15 protein-coding genes and 1 other RNA gene are annotated in these 12,813 nt (G+C 61.2%); 14 read left to right on the top strand and 2 right to left on the bottom strand.

Annotation, left to right across the window (positions count from 1 at the left end; translation table 11 throughout):
• Positions 1–235, bottom strand: a 235-nt coding sequence (locus tag KJQ12_RS05800; protein ID WP_213483859.1) for a hypothetical protein, incomplete at its 3' end; no start/stop codon positions are given.
• Between the two features lie 239 nt (positions 236–474).
• On the opposite strand from KJQ12_RS05800, the gene KJQ12_RS05795 reads away from it, so the two are divergent.
• From KJQ12_RS05795 to KJQ12_RS05730, 14 genes are all read left to right on the top strand, one after another.
• On the top strand, positions 475–2,076 hold the full coding sequence (locus KJQ12_RS05795) for a CTP synthase (RefSeq protein WP_213483858.1): 1,602 nt from the start codon (positions 475–477) through the stop codon (positions 2,074–2,076).
• Positions 2,077–2,235: 159 nt separating this feature from the next.
• Positions 2,236–2,619, top strand: coding sequence for a response regulator (locus KJQ12_RS05790; protein ID WP_280529252.1), 384 nt, complete (start codon positions 2,236–2,238; stop codon positions 2,617–2,619).
• A 150-nt stretch (positions 2,620–2,769) separates the two neighbouring features.
• On the top strand, positions 2,770–3,624 hold the full coding sequence (gene fba, locus KJQ12_RS05785; protein ID WP_213483856.1) for a class II fructose-1,6-bisphosphate aldolase: 855 nt from the start codon (positions 2,770–2,772) through the stop codon (positions 3,622–3,624).
• Positions 3,625–3,725: 101 nt separating this feature from the next.
• On the top strand, positions 3,726–4,985 hold the full coding sequence (locus KJQ12_RS05780; RefSeq protein ID WP_213483855.1) for a UDP-N-acetylglucosamine 1-carboxyvinyltransferase: 1,260 nt from the start codon (positions 3,726–3,728) through the stop codon (positions 4,983–4,985).
• Positions 4,986–5,055: 70 nt separating this feature from the next.
• Positions 5,056–6,369: a transcription termination factor Rho gene (gene rho, locus KJQ12_RS05775; protein WP_213483854.1), complete on the top strand. Its 1,314-nt coding sequence runs from the start codon at positions 5,056–5,058 to the stop codon at positions 6,367–6,369.
• 48 nt (positions 6,370–6,417) lie between these two features.
• Complete coding sequence (locus KJQ12_RS05770) at positions 6,418–7,698, top strand: radical SAM protein (protein ID WP_213483853.1); 1,281 nt, start codon at positions 6,418–6,420, stop codon at positions 7,696–7,698.
• Between the two features lie 111 nt (positions 7,699–7,809).
• On the top strand, positions 7,810–8,007 hold the full coding sequence (gene rpmE, locus KJQ12_RS05765; protein ID WP_213483852.1) for a 50S ribosomal protein L31: 198 nt from the start codon (positions 7,810–7,812) through the stop codon (positions 8,005–8,007).
• Positions 8,008–8,063: 56 nt separating this feature from the next.
• On the top strand, positions 8,064–8,489 hold the full coding sequence (locus KJQ12_RS05760) for a cation transporter dimerization domain-containing protein (protein ID WP_213483851.1): 426 nt from the start codon (positions 8,064–8,066) through the stop codon (positions 8,487–8,489).
• A gap of 95 nt (positions 8,490–8,584) precedes the next feature.
• Positions 8,585–8,849: signal recognition particle sRNA large type (gene ffs, locus KJQ12_RS05755), an RNA gene on the top strand.
• 158 nt (positions 8,850–9,007) lie between these two features.
• A complete protein-coding gene (gene dnaX, locus KJQ12_RS05750) occupies positions 9,008–10,816 on the top strand; it encodes a DNA polymerase III subunit gamma/tau (protein WP_213483850.1) in 1,809 nt (602 codons plus the stop codon).
• Positions 10,817–10,842: 26 nt separating this feature from the next.
• On the top strand, positions 10,843–11,154 hold the full coding sequence (locus KJQ12_RS05745; RefSeq protein WP_213483849.1) for a YbaB/EbfC family nucleoid-associated protein: 312 nt from the start codon (positions 10,843–10,845) through the stop codon (positions 11,152–11,154).
• 16 nt (positions 11,155–11,170) lie between these two features.
• Positions 11,171–11,767 (top strand): recombination mediator RecR, encoded by a 597-nt coding sequence (gene recR, locus KJQ12_RS05740; RefSeq protein ID WP_015256285.1) that lies wholly within the window; start codon positions 11,171–11,173, stop codon positions 11,765–11,767.
• Positions 11,768–11,913: 146 nt separating this feature from the next.
• Positions 11,914–12,285 carry a YaaL family protein gene (locus KJQ12_RS05735; RefSeq protein WP_213483848.1) on the top strand — a complete coding sequence of 124 codons (372 nt, stop codon included), beginning with the start codon at positions 11,914–11,916 and terminating at the stop codon, positions 12,283–12,285.
• Positions 12,282–12,545, top strand: a complete 264-nt coding sequence (locus KJQ12_RS05730; RefSeq protein ID WP_015256283.1) for a pro-sigmaK processing inhibitor BofA family protein — start codon at positions 12,282–12,284, stop codon at positions 12,543–12,545. Before KJQ12_RS05735 ends, KJQ12_RS05730 begins: the two co-directional genes overlap by 4 nt.
• 17 nt (positions 12,546–12,562) lie before the next feature.
• Here the strand turns inward: KJQ12_RS05730 and KJQ12_RS05725 are convergent.
• The coding region (locus KJQ12_RS05725; RefSeq protein WP_213483847.1) for a hypothetical protein at positions 12,563–12,813 on the bottom strand (251 nt) is incomplete at its 5' end.

Below are 12,813 nucleotides of genomic sequence, written 5' to 3'. Positions count from 1 at the left end.
GCGCCGGCGGGAAGTACGCGGCGCTCTCCCGATTCACTTGACCTCCAAGCGCAAGCCGGACCAGGGCTTGCACGGGCTTGTCGGTCGGCGGAATCGGACGCGCCGGCGGGAAGTACGCGGCGCCGCCCCGATTCACTTGACCTCCAAGCGCAAGCCGAACCAGGGCTTGCACGGGCTTGTCGGTCGACGGAATCGGACGCGCCGGCGGGAAGTACGCGGCGCCGCCCCGATTCACTTGACCTCCAAGCGCAAGCCGAACCAGGGCTTGCACGGGCTTGTCGGTCGACGCGAAACGGGATTGCCTTTTCGATGGAAGGCACAGGCCGTTTCACTTGACACAGGCGCGGACACACGGGTAAACTATTGCTTGGGCTATAGATCGCTTTATACACGGCAAGCGTATGAAAAGTGCCCCGCGGCGCGGGTGTCACTTTTTTTGTTTTTTCAACCAACTCACCTGGAGGGCATCTGCAAGTGACGAAATATGTTTTCGTAACCGGCGGCGTCGTATCGTCGCTCGGCAAAGGCATTACGGCGGCATCGCTCGGCCGGCTGCTGAAGAACCGGGGGTTGAAGGTTACGATCCAGAAATTCGACCCTTACATCAACGTCGACCCCGGCACCATGAGCCCCTATCAGCACGGGGAAGTGTTCGTGACCGACGACGGCGCGGAGACCGACCTCGATCTCGGCCATTATGAGCGATTCATCGACATCAACCTCACGAAGAACAGCAACGTGACCACGGGCAAAATTTACTCCACCGTCATCTCGAAAGAACGGCGCGGCGAATATCTGGGCGGCACCGTTCAGGTCATTCCGCATATTACGAACGAGATCAAGGAACGGGTTTTCCGCGCGGGCCGCGAAGCGGGTTCGGACGTCGTCATCACGGAAATCGGCGGCACGGTCGGCGACATCGAGAGCCTGCCTTTCCTGGAGGCGATCCGTCAGATCAAAAGCGACATCGGCCGCGACAACGTCATGTACATCCACGTCACGCTCATTCCGTACATCAAGGCGGCCGGCGAAGTGAAGACGAAGCCGACGCAGCACAGCGTGAAAGAACTGCGGAGCATCGGCATCCAGCCGAACGTCATCGTCTGCCGCACGGAATATCCGATGGGCGAGGATCTGAAGCGCAAGATCGCGCAGTTCTGCGATGTCGACCAGGGCGCGGTCATCGAATGCCGCGACGCATCGAATCTGTATGAAATTCCGCTCAACCTGCGGAAAGAAGGGCTGGACGACATCGTCGTGAGCCATCTGAAACTGAACGCGCCGGAACCCGACATGACCGAGTGGGAAAACCTGGTGCGCCGCGTGAACGCGATCACCGAATCGGTGGAAATCGCGATCGTCGGGAAATATGTGGCGCTGCACGACGCCTACCTCAGCATTGTGGAGGCGCTGGGCCACGCCGGCATCGACGCGGAGCGCGAAGTGAAGATCCGCTGGGTGAACGCCGAAGACGTCACGCCGGAGAACGTGGATCAGCTGCTGGACGGCGTGCACGGCGTGCTCGTGCCGGGCGGATTCGGCGACCGCGGCATCGAAGGAAAGATCACCGCGATCCGTTGGGCGCGGGAGAAGCGGGTGCCGTTCTTCGGCATCTGCCTCGGGATGCAGGTGGCCGTCATCGAATACGCGCGACACGTCGTCGGCATGACGGGCGCGAACAGCTCGGAGATCGATCCGTCCACGCCGTATCCGGTCATCGACCTGCTGCCGGAGCAGAAGGATATTGAAGATCTCGGCGGCACGATGCGCCTCGGCCTGTATCCGTGCAAGATCGCGCCGGGCTCGCTGGCCGAGCAGGCGTACGGCGAAGAACTGGTGTACGAACGCCATCGCCATCGCTACGAGTTCAACAACGAATACCGCGAGCGGATTGAAGCGGCGGGCCTGCGCGTATCGGGCACGTCCCCGGACGGCCGGCTGGTCGAAATGATCGAACTGCCCGACCATCCGTGGTTCCTGGCCGTCCAGTTCCATCCGGAGTTCACGTCGAGGCCGAACCGGCCGCAGCCGCTGTTCCGCGAGTTCGTGGGTGCGGCGATCCGCCATGCGGAATAATGTAACGGACGAGATACTTTTTTCCAGTTGATGAAGGATATTGACGAATCGGCGTCGAATACCTCCCCTGCTGGGCGTGTTGTCTCTCAGCCCGGGTGAAGCCTGGCCGGCCGAATGCAGGCTGAGCCGCGGCATTCGCTCACGAGGAGGGATCGAGCGTTGGATGACAAGAAAGTGTTGATCGTGGATGACCAGAACGGCATCCGAATGCTGCTGATGGAAGTGTTCAGCGGCGAAGGATACCGGACATTCCAGGCTTCCAACGGCAAACTGGCGCTTGAGATCGTCAAGGATGAATCGCCTGATCTTGTGCTGCTCGACATGAAGATCCCGGGAATGGACGGGCTCGAGATATTGAAACGGGTCAAAGAGATCAACCGCGACATCAAGGTCATCATGATGACTGCGTACGGCGAACTGGACATGATCAAAGAGGCGACCGAGCTCGGCGCGCTGATGCACTTCACGAAGCCTTTCGACATCGACGAGATGCGGATGGTCGTGAATATGCAGCTGCGGGGCAGCGAAACGCGCAGCAGATAGGCGACCGGATCCGAACACGGATCCTTTTTTTCTGTCGGGGAAGCGCCAGACGAATTACACAGCGGGAAGCATTGTGGTATAATGTCTCAGTATGACAAGTCTGCACGGCTTGAACCATATTGCGCAAATCATTTAGGAGGAACGAAATCCATGCCACTTGTGTCCATGAACGAATTTCTGCCGAAAGCGAAAGCAAACAAATTCGCCGTCGGTCAATTCAACATGAACAACCTGGAATTCGCGCAGGCGATCGTCGAGGCGGCGATCCAAGAGAAGTCGCCGTTCATCTACGGCGTCAGCGAAGGCGCCCTGAAATATATGGGCATCGAATTCACCGTCGCCATCGCGGAAGCCGCCGCGAAGAAATCCGGGCTGCCGATCGCGCTGCATCTTGACCACGGCAGCAGCTTCGAAGTGGCGATGAAATGCATCCGCGCCGGCTTCTCGTCGGTCATGTTCGACGGTTCCCACTATCCGCTCGAAGAGAACATCCGCCTGACGAAGGAAATCGTGAAAGCCGCGCATGCGATGGGCGTCTCCGTCGAAGGGGAGCTCGGCACGATCGGCGGTGTCGAAGACGACATCAGCGTCGACGAAGCCGACGCTGCGCTGGCGAAGCCGGAAGAAGCGATCCGCTTCTGGGAGGAGACGGGCGTCGACGCGCTCGCGATCGCGGTCGGCACGGCGCACGGCATGTACAAGGGCGAGCCGAAGATCCGCTTCGACATCATTCGCGAAGTGGCGGCGAAAGTTCCGGTTCCGATCGTTCTGCACGGCGGATCGGGCGTTCCGGACGACGCGATCCGTGAAGCGATCCAATGCGGCGTAGGCAAAATCAACGTCAACACGGAGAACCAGATCGCCTGCACGGACAAGATCCGCGAAGTGCTCGGCAAGGACAGCAAGGTCTACGATCCGCGGAAATACCTCGGTCCCGCGCGCGAAGCGATGATCGAAGTCGTGGCCGAGAAGATCCGGTTGTTCGGCAGCAGCAACCAAGCGTAATCTGTTTTGATACATGCAGGAACCGCCGCGCATGGCCGGCGGTTCCTGCGCATCCGTCCGCATGACGGTCAACCAGCGCCATCGGGAGGATATGGGGAGACATGGAGAAACTGATGGTCCGCGGCGGCCGCCCGCTGCGCGGAACGGTCACGATCAGCGGCGCGAAGAACAGCGCCGTCGCGCTGCTGCCGGCTTCGATACTGGCCGACGGCGAAGTCAGACTGGACAATCTGCCGCGGCTCAGCGACGTGGCCGTCTACACGGAGATTCTGGAAGAGCTCGGGGGCAAGGTGAAGCGGATCGGGGATTCGATGATCATTGATCCTTCCCGCATGCGTCCCGTACCGATGCCGAACGGCAAGGTGAAGCTGCTGCGCGCGTCCTATTATTTGATGGGCGCGATGCTCGGCCGGTTCGGCGAAGCCGTGATCGGCCTGCCCGGCGGCTGCAACTTCGAACCCCGTCCGATCGACCAGCACATCAAAGGCTTCGAAGCGCTCGGCGCCACCGTCACGAACGAACACGGCGCGATCCGTCTGAAGGCGAAGAAACTTCGCGGTGCGAAGATCTATCTCGACGTCGTCAGCGTCGGCGCGACAATCAACATCATGCTCGCGGCTTCCCGCGCGGAAGGGCTTACGATCATCGAGAACGCGGCCAAGGAGCCGGAAATCATCGATGTCGCGACGCTGCTCAATGCGATGGGCGCCCGCATCAAGGGCGCGGGCACCGAGACAATCCGGATCGAAGGCGTGGACCGGCTGCACGGCTGCCGGCACTCCATCATTCCCGACCGGATCCAGGCGGCGACGTACATGATCGCGGCCGCCGCAACGCGCGGCGACGTCGTCGTGGACAACGTCATTCCGAAACATCTCGAAGCCGTAACGGCCAAACTGCAGGAAATGGGCGTCCATATCTATGAAATGGACGAATCGATCCGCGTCGTCGGCCAGCCGACCTACTCAGCCGTCGACGTCAAGGCGCTTGTGTATCCGGGGTTCGCGACGGACATGCAATCGCCGATGACGAGCCTGCTCACGCAGGCCGAAGGCGTAAGCATCCTGACGGATTACGTGTACAGCAACCGATTCAAGCATGTACCGGAACTGGTGCGCATGGGCGCCAAGATCCGCGTGGAAGGCCGGTCGGCCATCATCGAAGGCAGCAAGCTGAACAGCGCCAGGGTCCGCGCGTCCGACCTCAGGGCCGGAGCGGCGCTCGTCGTGGCGGCGCTGACGGTTGAGGAAGGCGTCACGGAAATTGCAGGTGTCGAATATATTGATCGCGGGTATGATAATCTTGTGGACAATCTTCGCAGACTGGGAGCCGATGTGTGGCGCGAGCCCGAAATCGGCTGAGGCCTGAACCGCCGCAACGGACGGCGGTTCCTCGCATAAAGGTCAAAATTGAACAACAAGGGGTGAAATAATGACCGATCTGCAAATCTCTGATTTGGAAGAGATGAAGCTTACGGAATTATACAAGCTGGCCAAAGAGCATCAGATTCCGAACTACGGCCAGATGCGGAAGAAAGAGCTGATCTTCGCGATCCTGCGTGCCCAGGCCGAGCAGAGCGGCCTCATGTTCATGGAAGGCGTGCTCGACGTCCTGCCGGAGGGCTACGGGTTCCTGAGGCCCATCAACTACTTGCCGAGCAAAGATGACATCTACATATCGGCGTCGCAGATACGGAAATTCGACCTGCGCACCGGCGACCTCGTATCCGGCAAATGCCGGGCGCCGAAGGAGAACGAACGGTTCTTCGGACTGCTGCAGGTGAATGCTGTCAACGGTGTGAGTCCGGAAGTTGCCGCTGAGCGGCTCCACTTCCCCGCCCTGACTCCCCTCTATCCGCAAAAGAAACTCGTTCTGGAGACTTCCCCCAATAACCTGTCGACTCGCATAATGGATATTCTCGCTCCGGTCGGACTGGGCCAGCGCGGGCTGATCGTCGCGCCTCCGAAAGCGGGCAAAACGCTGCTGCTCAAGGAGATCGCCAACAGCATCTCGGCGAATCATCCGGAGATCGAGCTGTTCGTGCTGCTGATCGACGAGCGGCCGGAGGAAGTGACCGACATGCAACGGTCGGTGAAGGGCGAAGTCGTCGCCTCGACGTTCGACGAATTGCCGGAAAACCATATCAAGGTGGCGGAAATGGTGCTGGAGCGGGCGCTGCGTCTGGTCGAGCACAAGCGGGACGTCGTCATCCTGCTCGACAGCATCACGCGGCTCGCGCGCGCCTACAACCTCGTCGTGCCGCCGTCGGGCCGGACGCTCTCCGGCGGGATCGATCCGGCGTCGTTCCACCGGCCGAAGCGGTTCTTCGGGTCGGCGCGCAACATCGAGGAGGGCGGCAGCCTGACGATTCTGGCGACGGCGCTCATCGATACCGGCTCGCGGATGGACGACATCATTTACGAAGAGTTCAAGGGCACCGGCAACATGGAGCTCGTGCTGGACCGCAGACTGGCCGAACGCCGCATTTTCCCGGCGCTGGACATCCGCCGTTCCGGCACGCGCCGCGAGGAAATGCTGCTGACGAAGGAAGAGCTGGAGTGCGCCTGGTCCATCCGCAAAATGATGAACGACACCCCCGAATTCGTTGAACAGTTCCTGCGCAAAATGCGGGAGACGAAGTCGAACGCGGAGTTTATCGACGTCATGGCGAAGCTGGCGGCGGACGGAGGCATTGGCTCCGGCGGTACGGGGGCCGCGAGGCGGAGTGTCCGCACGACGACCTGAACGCCCTTGGAACGGGCTCGGGCGGATAAATGAAGGTGGGACGAACGCATGAATCTGGTGTATGCCGATGCCGGCGGACGCGTCTACGACCATCCCGAATGGGGCGGGCTTGGCCGCAGCGCCGACATGATCATCGAACTGATGGAGGACGAACTGATCCCGCTGCCCGAAGGCGCGACGCTGGTCAGCCTGCCGTTCACGCGGCCGATCGGCATCGATCCCGAAACGGGCGGGATGCGGCCGCTGCCGGGCGACGTGCAGGCGGTCGGCGCGCTGCTGCCGCAAGGGTACACGAGGCTGGCCATTCCCGCTTACGTCAAGACAGACCGCGGTCAGAAGCTGCCGCTGTTCGGCTATACGGCGGTCGTCTGGAAAGACGGCGGCTTCCATGTCGCCGCGCAGCGCACCGACGATCCGGAGCCCTGGAATCCGCTGAACTGCGACCGCGGCGAACTGGAGGCGGGCGTCGAGTCGCTGCTTGCCCGGTATCCGGAGAACCGGGTGTACAAACATCTGTCGCATTGCGCGCTCGGCTATGAATGTCTGACGGCGTCGAACACGTTCCTGAATCGCTGGGAAGGCGCCGTTCCGGTCTCTTACAGCTGCAATGCGGGCTGCTACGGCTGCATTTCCGAGCAGCCGGACGACAGCGGCTTCCCCGCTCCGCAGACGCGGATGAACTTCCGGCCGACGGTGGACGAGCTGACCGAGATCATGCTCGAGCATCTGAAGACGCCGGATGCGATCATCAGCTTCGGCCAGGGCTGCGAGGGCGAGCCGTCGACCCAGGCGAAGCTGATCATTGACGCCATCCGCCGGGTGCGGGAGAAGACTGATCTCGGGTATATCAACATCAATACGAACGCCGGTCTGACCGATCACATCCGGGCGATCGTCGACGCCGGGCTCGATCTGATGCGCGTCAGCACGATCAGCGCCATCGACGAGCACTACAACGCTTATTACCGTCCGCGCGGCTACTCGCTGGCGAACGTCGAGAAGTCGCTCAAATACGCATCGGATCACGGCGTTTATACTTCGATCAACTACCTGGTCTTCCCCGGCGTGACGGACCGCGAGGAAGAGATCGAGGCGATGATCGGGTTCGCGAAACGGACCGGACTGAAGCTTATTCAACTGCGCAATCTGAACATCGATCCGGAGAGCTATCTGGAGCTTATCCCGCCTGCGCGCGGCGAGATCTACGGGATGAAGCAGATGATCGAGATTTTCCGGGCGGAGCTGCCGGACGTGCGCATCGGCAACTATACGCATGTGCCGCCGCCCGAATTGCGGCGCCGGAAAACGTCGGCCGCCGGGAAGGAATGACGGACTGGAAAGACCATTGCGCGAGTCTGACCATCCGTGCTATAATCCTCTCATGTGTCATTTAACTCTGGGCCTGCATTATGGGCTCAGGGCGTGAAAGAGGTGAACGAGATGAAACAGGATATTCATCCGACGTATCACGTCACGACGGTTACCTGCGCATGCGGCAATACGTTCGAGACGGGTTCGGTGAAGGCGGACCTCCGTGTTGAAATCTGCTCGAACTGCCATCCTTTCTTCACGGGCAGACAGAAGTTCGTCGATGCCGGCGGCCGCGTTGACCGTTTCAAGAAGAAATACGGCATCTGATCGGATGCATACTCGAACCTCCCCCAGCCATCCTAATGGCGAAGGGAGGTTTCTTCATGATGTTCATCAGACTGCGTCTGCGGAAACGCCGGCTTCGCTTCCTGCTGCCCGGCGTTCTGCTGGCCGCGGCGATCGCCGCAACAGGATGCGGGAACGCGGACCGCGATGCGGATGATCCGACCGATTATTACGGCAACGACGGCTATATGGGCACCAGCAATACCAATCCGAACCTCCCGCTGACCGGCACGGCCTGGAGCTACCGGCGCGACAACGCATTCGCGGCGCAACTGCTGCGGGGTATGAAAGGCATCCGGGATATCCGGATCACGCGGACGGGCGGGTCTCATATGCATGTGCATCTCAAGATCGACAAGTCGCTGAGCCGGGAGGAAGCGGCGCAGCTTGCCGCGCGGGCGGAAGCGGTGCTGAAGGAGAATTTTCCCCGTTACCGGGTGACGGTCGACGCGGACCAGGAATGATGTCCCCGGTTTCGGGATGCGATCACAACAACTTCACAGCATTGACAATCATGCCCGGTTGCGATCCGAATCCGGATCGGCTATACTTATCTTTACCGTGCTAGACGGGGAGGTAGCGGTGCCCTGTAACTCGCAATCCGCTGCAGCGAGGTTGAATTCCTGCCCGAGGTCTTGCGCTGCAAGGCTGGCGCCCGCAAGCCGTGTTGACGGCCGGGTCCTCCGCAATGAGCCCCTGTGAACCTGGTCAGGTCCGGAAGGAAGCAGCCATAAGCAGGTTTGTTCATGTGCCGGGGGAGTGCCTGGCCCGAGCGGGGATCGGGAATGCCGCTTGGAACGCAATGATCGGAGGCAGGTGCACGGACCTTAACTTGAATATCGCACATTCGGCCGTCCCGGCTTGCCCGGGACGGCTTTTGTGATGACCGGAAAGCAGCAACGTCGTTTCTCTTGTTGTCCGATTGGTGTATAATAGAGCATCATGCGGCCTCACGGCCGGACGATGGAAAGGAACGGTCCGCGTGTCCCATATCGCCTTGTACCGCGCCTGGCGTCCGCAGACGTTCCAGGACATGGTCGGCCAGCATCATGTCATTCAAACGCTTCAGAACGCGATCCGGGAGAACCGGATCGCGCATGCGTATCTGTTCAATGGTCCGCGCGGAACGGGCAAGACAAGCGCAGCCAAGATCATGGCCAAAGCCGTCAACTGCGAGCACGGACCGACGCCGGACCCGTGCAACGCCTGCGCGGCCTGCGAAGGCATCGCCGCCGGCACGGTGCTTGACGTGATCGAGATCGACGCGGCTTCCAACCGCGGGATTGACGAAATCCGCGACATCCGGGACAAGGTGCGCTACGCACCGACGGAAGTCCGGTACAAAGTGTACATCATCGACGAAGTGCACATGCTCACCTCCGAAGCGTTCAACGCTCTGCTCAAAACGCTGGAGGAACCGCCCGGGCACGTGATTTTCATCCTGGCGACGACCGAACCGCACAAGCTTCCCGCAACGATCGTCTCCCGCTGCCAACGGTTCGATTTTCGGCCGGTGCCGCTCGAGGAGCAGGTCGGACGGCTGCGGCGGATCTGCGAGGAAGAAGGCATCGAGGCGGAAGACGACGCATTGGCGTATATCGCCCGCCTCTCCGAAGGCGGCATGCGCGACGCGATCGGCTTGCTGGAGCAGACGGCGGCGTTCACGGACGGGCGCATCACGCTCGACGGCGCGGTCGACGTGACGGGCGGAATCCCCGCAGAACGGTTCGAGGAACTGGCGGAAGCCGTCCGCACCCGGGATGCCGCGGCGGTCATGCGCGTTACGGAAGCGCTGACAGCGGCGGGCAAGAGCGCCGACAAGTGCATGGAGGACCTGATCGTCTTCTTCCGCGACCTGCTGCTCCTGAAGCTGGCGCCTGACCGAACCGCCGCCACCGAGCGGATCGTCGACGCGGAACGCTTCCGGAGCGCGGCCGAAGGGTTTGCCGAAGGGCGCCTGTTCCGGATGATCGACATCCTGAACCGATACCAGAATGAAATGCGCTTCGCTGCGCAGCCGCAGACGATGTTCGAGGTGGCGCTGCTCAAAATTTGCACGCTGCCCGACGACGCTTCGGACGTCGCGTCCGGCGGTCCGGAGCCTGCCGAAGCGGCCCGCGCGCCGGCCGCGCGCGAGTCCGCGGACGCGGCGGAGCTGCACCAGCTCCGCCGGCGCGTCGAAATGCTCGAGCAGCGCATCGAGCAGCTGCTTCGCTCCGGCGGCGGAGACCTGCCGCGGTCTGCCGCGCCGGGCGAGAGCCGGCCGGGCGCGGGCGGCGGCCGCCCCGCCGGGGCCTTCGGCTCGCAGCGGAGCGCGGCGCCCGCCATCGGCCGGGTGAAGCTGGAGCCGTACATCGCGGCGCGGGATTCGGAAGAGACGCGGAAGGTGAAGGCCCGCTGGCCGGAAGTGCTGCAGCGCGTCAAGGATGTCCGCATCTCGGTCCATGCCTGGCTGATCGACGGCGAACCGGTGTCCGCGACGGGCGGCCAGGTGCTGATCGCGTTCAAGAACACGATGCACCGCCAGACGACGGAGAAGCCCGCCAACCGTGAAATCATCGAGGGCGTCATGGGCGAAGTGTTCGGCGCGCCGATGCGGTTCCAGACGGTCCTGTTGAAGGAATGGCAGGCTGCCGCGGAAGGCGAAGGCGAACGCCCGCAGCCCGAGACGCTGGAGCTTCAGCCCGAGGAGGAGCAGGCTGAACAGGCCGGCAGGCCGCCCTGGGTTGAAGAAGCGGTGAAGCTGTTCGGCGAAGAAATCGTCGTCGTCGTGGACGATGACAAAACATGATTTTTGATTAAGGAGAGTTGGCGAATATGAACAACATGCAGCAGATGATGCGGCAAGTGAAGAAAATGCAGGAGCAGATGCTCAAAGCCCAGGAGGAGCTTGAGAAGAAGGAAGTCGAAGGCACCGCCGGCGGCGGCGTCGTGACGGTGCGGGCGAACGGGCACAAGAAAATTCTCGGCATCACGATCAAGCCGGAAGCGGTCGATCCGGACGACGTCGAAATGCTGCAGGACCTCGTGCTCGCGGCCGTGAACGACGCGCTGAACAAAGCGGAAGAGATGGCGAACAAGGATATGAGCAAGTTCACGGGCGGCCTGAAGATTCCGGGTCTGTTCTGAGGAGGAGCGGCCTCTCTTGTACTATCCGGAACCGATCGCGAAGCTGATCGATTCGTTCTCCCGGCTGCCGGGCATCGGTCCGAAGACCGCCGCCCGCCTTGCCTTTCATGTGCTGCGCATGAGCGAGGATGACGTCGTCTCGTTCGCCAAGGCGCTGGTCAGCGTCAAACGCAACCTGCATTACTGCTCCATCTGCTGCAATATCACCGACGTGGATCCTTGCCGCATCTGCCAGGACAAGACGCGCGATCCGTCTGTCATCTGCGTCGTCCAGGAGCCGAAGGACCTCGTCGCCATGGAGCGGACGAAGGAGTACGACGGCCAATACCATGTGCTGCAGGGAGCCATTTCGCCGATGGACGGCATCGGCCCGGACGAGATCCGCATCGCCGAACTGCTGAAGCGGCTGACCGACGACCGGGTGAAAGAAATGATTCTGGCGACGAATCCGAACATCGAAGGCGAAGCGACGGCGATGTACCTGTCCCGCCTGGTCAAACCGTTCGGCATCAAGGTGACGCGCATCGCGCACGGATTGCCCGTCGGCGGAGACCTGGAATATGCGGACGAAGTCACCCTGTCCAAGGCGCTCGAAGGACGAAGAGAGTTGTAAGACGCAGAACCGTGCCGGTCAAGACGGCGCGGTTTTTTTGTTGCGTGCGGACCGTGCTCCGGTTCTAAGTTTGTCCCGCCCGTTATAGGTATGGTAGCAGCGGATCGTATTCTGCGGAACGATTGCGGAGAACGGGAGGGCGAGCCATGGACTGGAAACGATTGCCGGACTTGCGGCGGAAAATCAGCTCGATACGCGAGGCGGTCATCGGGCGGATAGGAGGCGGCGGATCGGCGGAAGCGCGCGCGCAGCCCGAACCGCAAGCCGCGCAGCCCCAAGCGGACAGGCAGTTGACGTCGCAGTCGGCGCAGGCGCTGATTCGCGATATTCGCGAAGCGCACCGGGACTGGGTCAATGCGCATCGGCATTTTGAATACGCGGCGGGATTCGATCAGATCGACTATGCGATCTATGCGATCGAAGCGGCGGAGAAGCGGTACGAAATGCTGCTCAGACAGGCGAAAAAATTGAACGTTCACTGGCGCATCGAGTGGGAAAAAGGAGCGGGTGCGGGATGAAGACGGTGTTTGCCGTCATGCTGGCCGTTTCTTCGGCGGCGCTGCTGTATATTCTGGTGCGGAGACGCATGACCCGGGCGTGGCTCACGCGATTCTTCCTGCATATGGCGGCTGCGGCGGCGGTCATCTACGGGCTGAATGAATTCGGCTGGATCTCGGGCGTTCACATTCCGCTCAATCCGGTGACGGCGGCGGTGATCGTAACGCTCGGGGTGCCGGGCATTGCGCTGATCGCCGGGCTGCAAGCCGTGCTGATCTGAGAAAATCGGGGATTTGGTCATGAAGAATTGATATTTTGTTTCTTTACCGGGTACAAGCTATTGACTTTGATCGATAGGGTATGATACATTATCAATCGCGCCTGACGGAGCGTACCGATTGGCCGACGGACGGCGAAACGGAAGTCGAAAATTGGCACTTGCAATGAGGCAGGCAGATGTGATATATTATAAAAGTCGCCGCTGAAACGAGGACGACGAAGATGGTTCCTTGAAAACTGAACAACGAGCTTGAGTTGCCCGTCTCCTT

Source organism: Thermobacillus xylanilyticus, assembly GCF_907165215.1.
In the GTDB taxonomy this organism is placed as follows: Bacteria; Bacillota; Bacilli; order Paenibacillales; family Paenibacillaceae; genus Thermobacillus; species Thermobacillus xylanilyticus.
The sequence above is the reverse complement of the archived record's forward strand: the minus strand, read 5'-3'. Positions and strand labels throughout refer to the sequence as shown.

Bases quoted from the DNA above. Each gene is read 5' to 3' on its own strand.
- fba (WP_213483856.1), top strand. From the start codon at position 2,770: ATGCCACTTGTGTCCATGAACGAATTTCTGCCGAAAGCGAAAGCAAAC.
- KJQ12_RS05780 (WP_213483855.1), top strand. From the start codon at position 3,726: ATGGAGAAACTGATGGTCCGCGGCGGCCGCCCGCTGCGCGGAACGGTC.
- rho (WP_213483854.1), top strand. From the start codon at position 5,056: ATGACCGATCTGCAAATCTCTGATTTGGAAGAGATGAAGCTTACGGAA.
- KJQ12_RS05770 (WP_213483853.1), top strand. From the start codon at position 6,418: ATGAATCTGGTGTATGCCGATGCCGGCGGACGCGTCTACGACCATCCC.
- rpmE (WP_213483852.1), top strand. From the start codon at position 7,810: ATGAAACAGGATATTCATCCGACGTATCACGTCACGACGGTTACCTGC.
- KJQ12_RS05760 (WP_213483851.1), top strand. From the start codon at position 8,064: ATGATGTTCATCAGACTGCGTCTGCGGAAACGCCGGCTTCGCTTCCTG.
- KJQ12_RS05745 (WP_213483849.1), top strand. From the start codon at position 10,843: ATGAACAACATGCAGCAGATGATGCGGCAAGTGAAGAAAATGCAGGAG.
- KJQ12_RS05735 (WP_213483848.1), top strand. From the start codon at position 11,914: ATGGACTGGAAACGATTGCCGGACTTGCGGCGGAAAATCAGCTCGATA.
- KJQ12_RS05730 (WP_015256283.1), top strand. From the start codon at position 12,282: ATGAAGACGGTGTTTGCCGTCATGCTGGCCGTTTCTTCGGCGGCGCTG.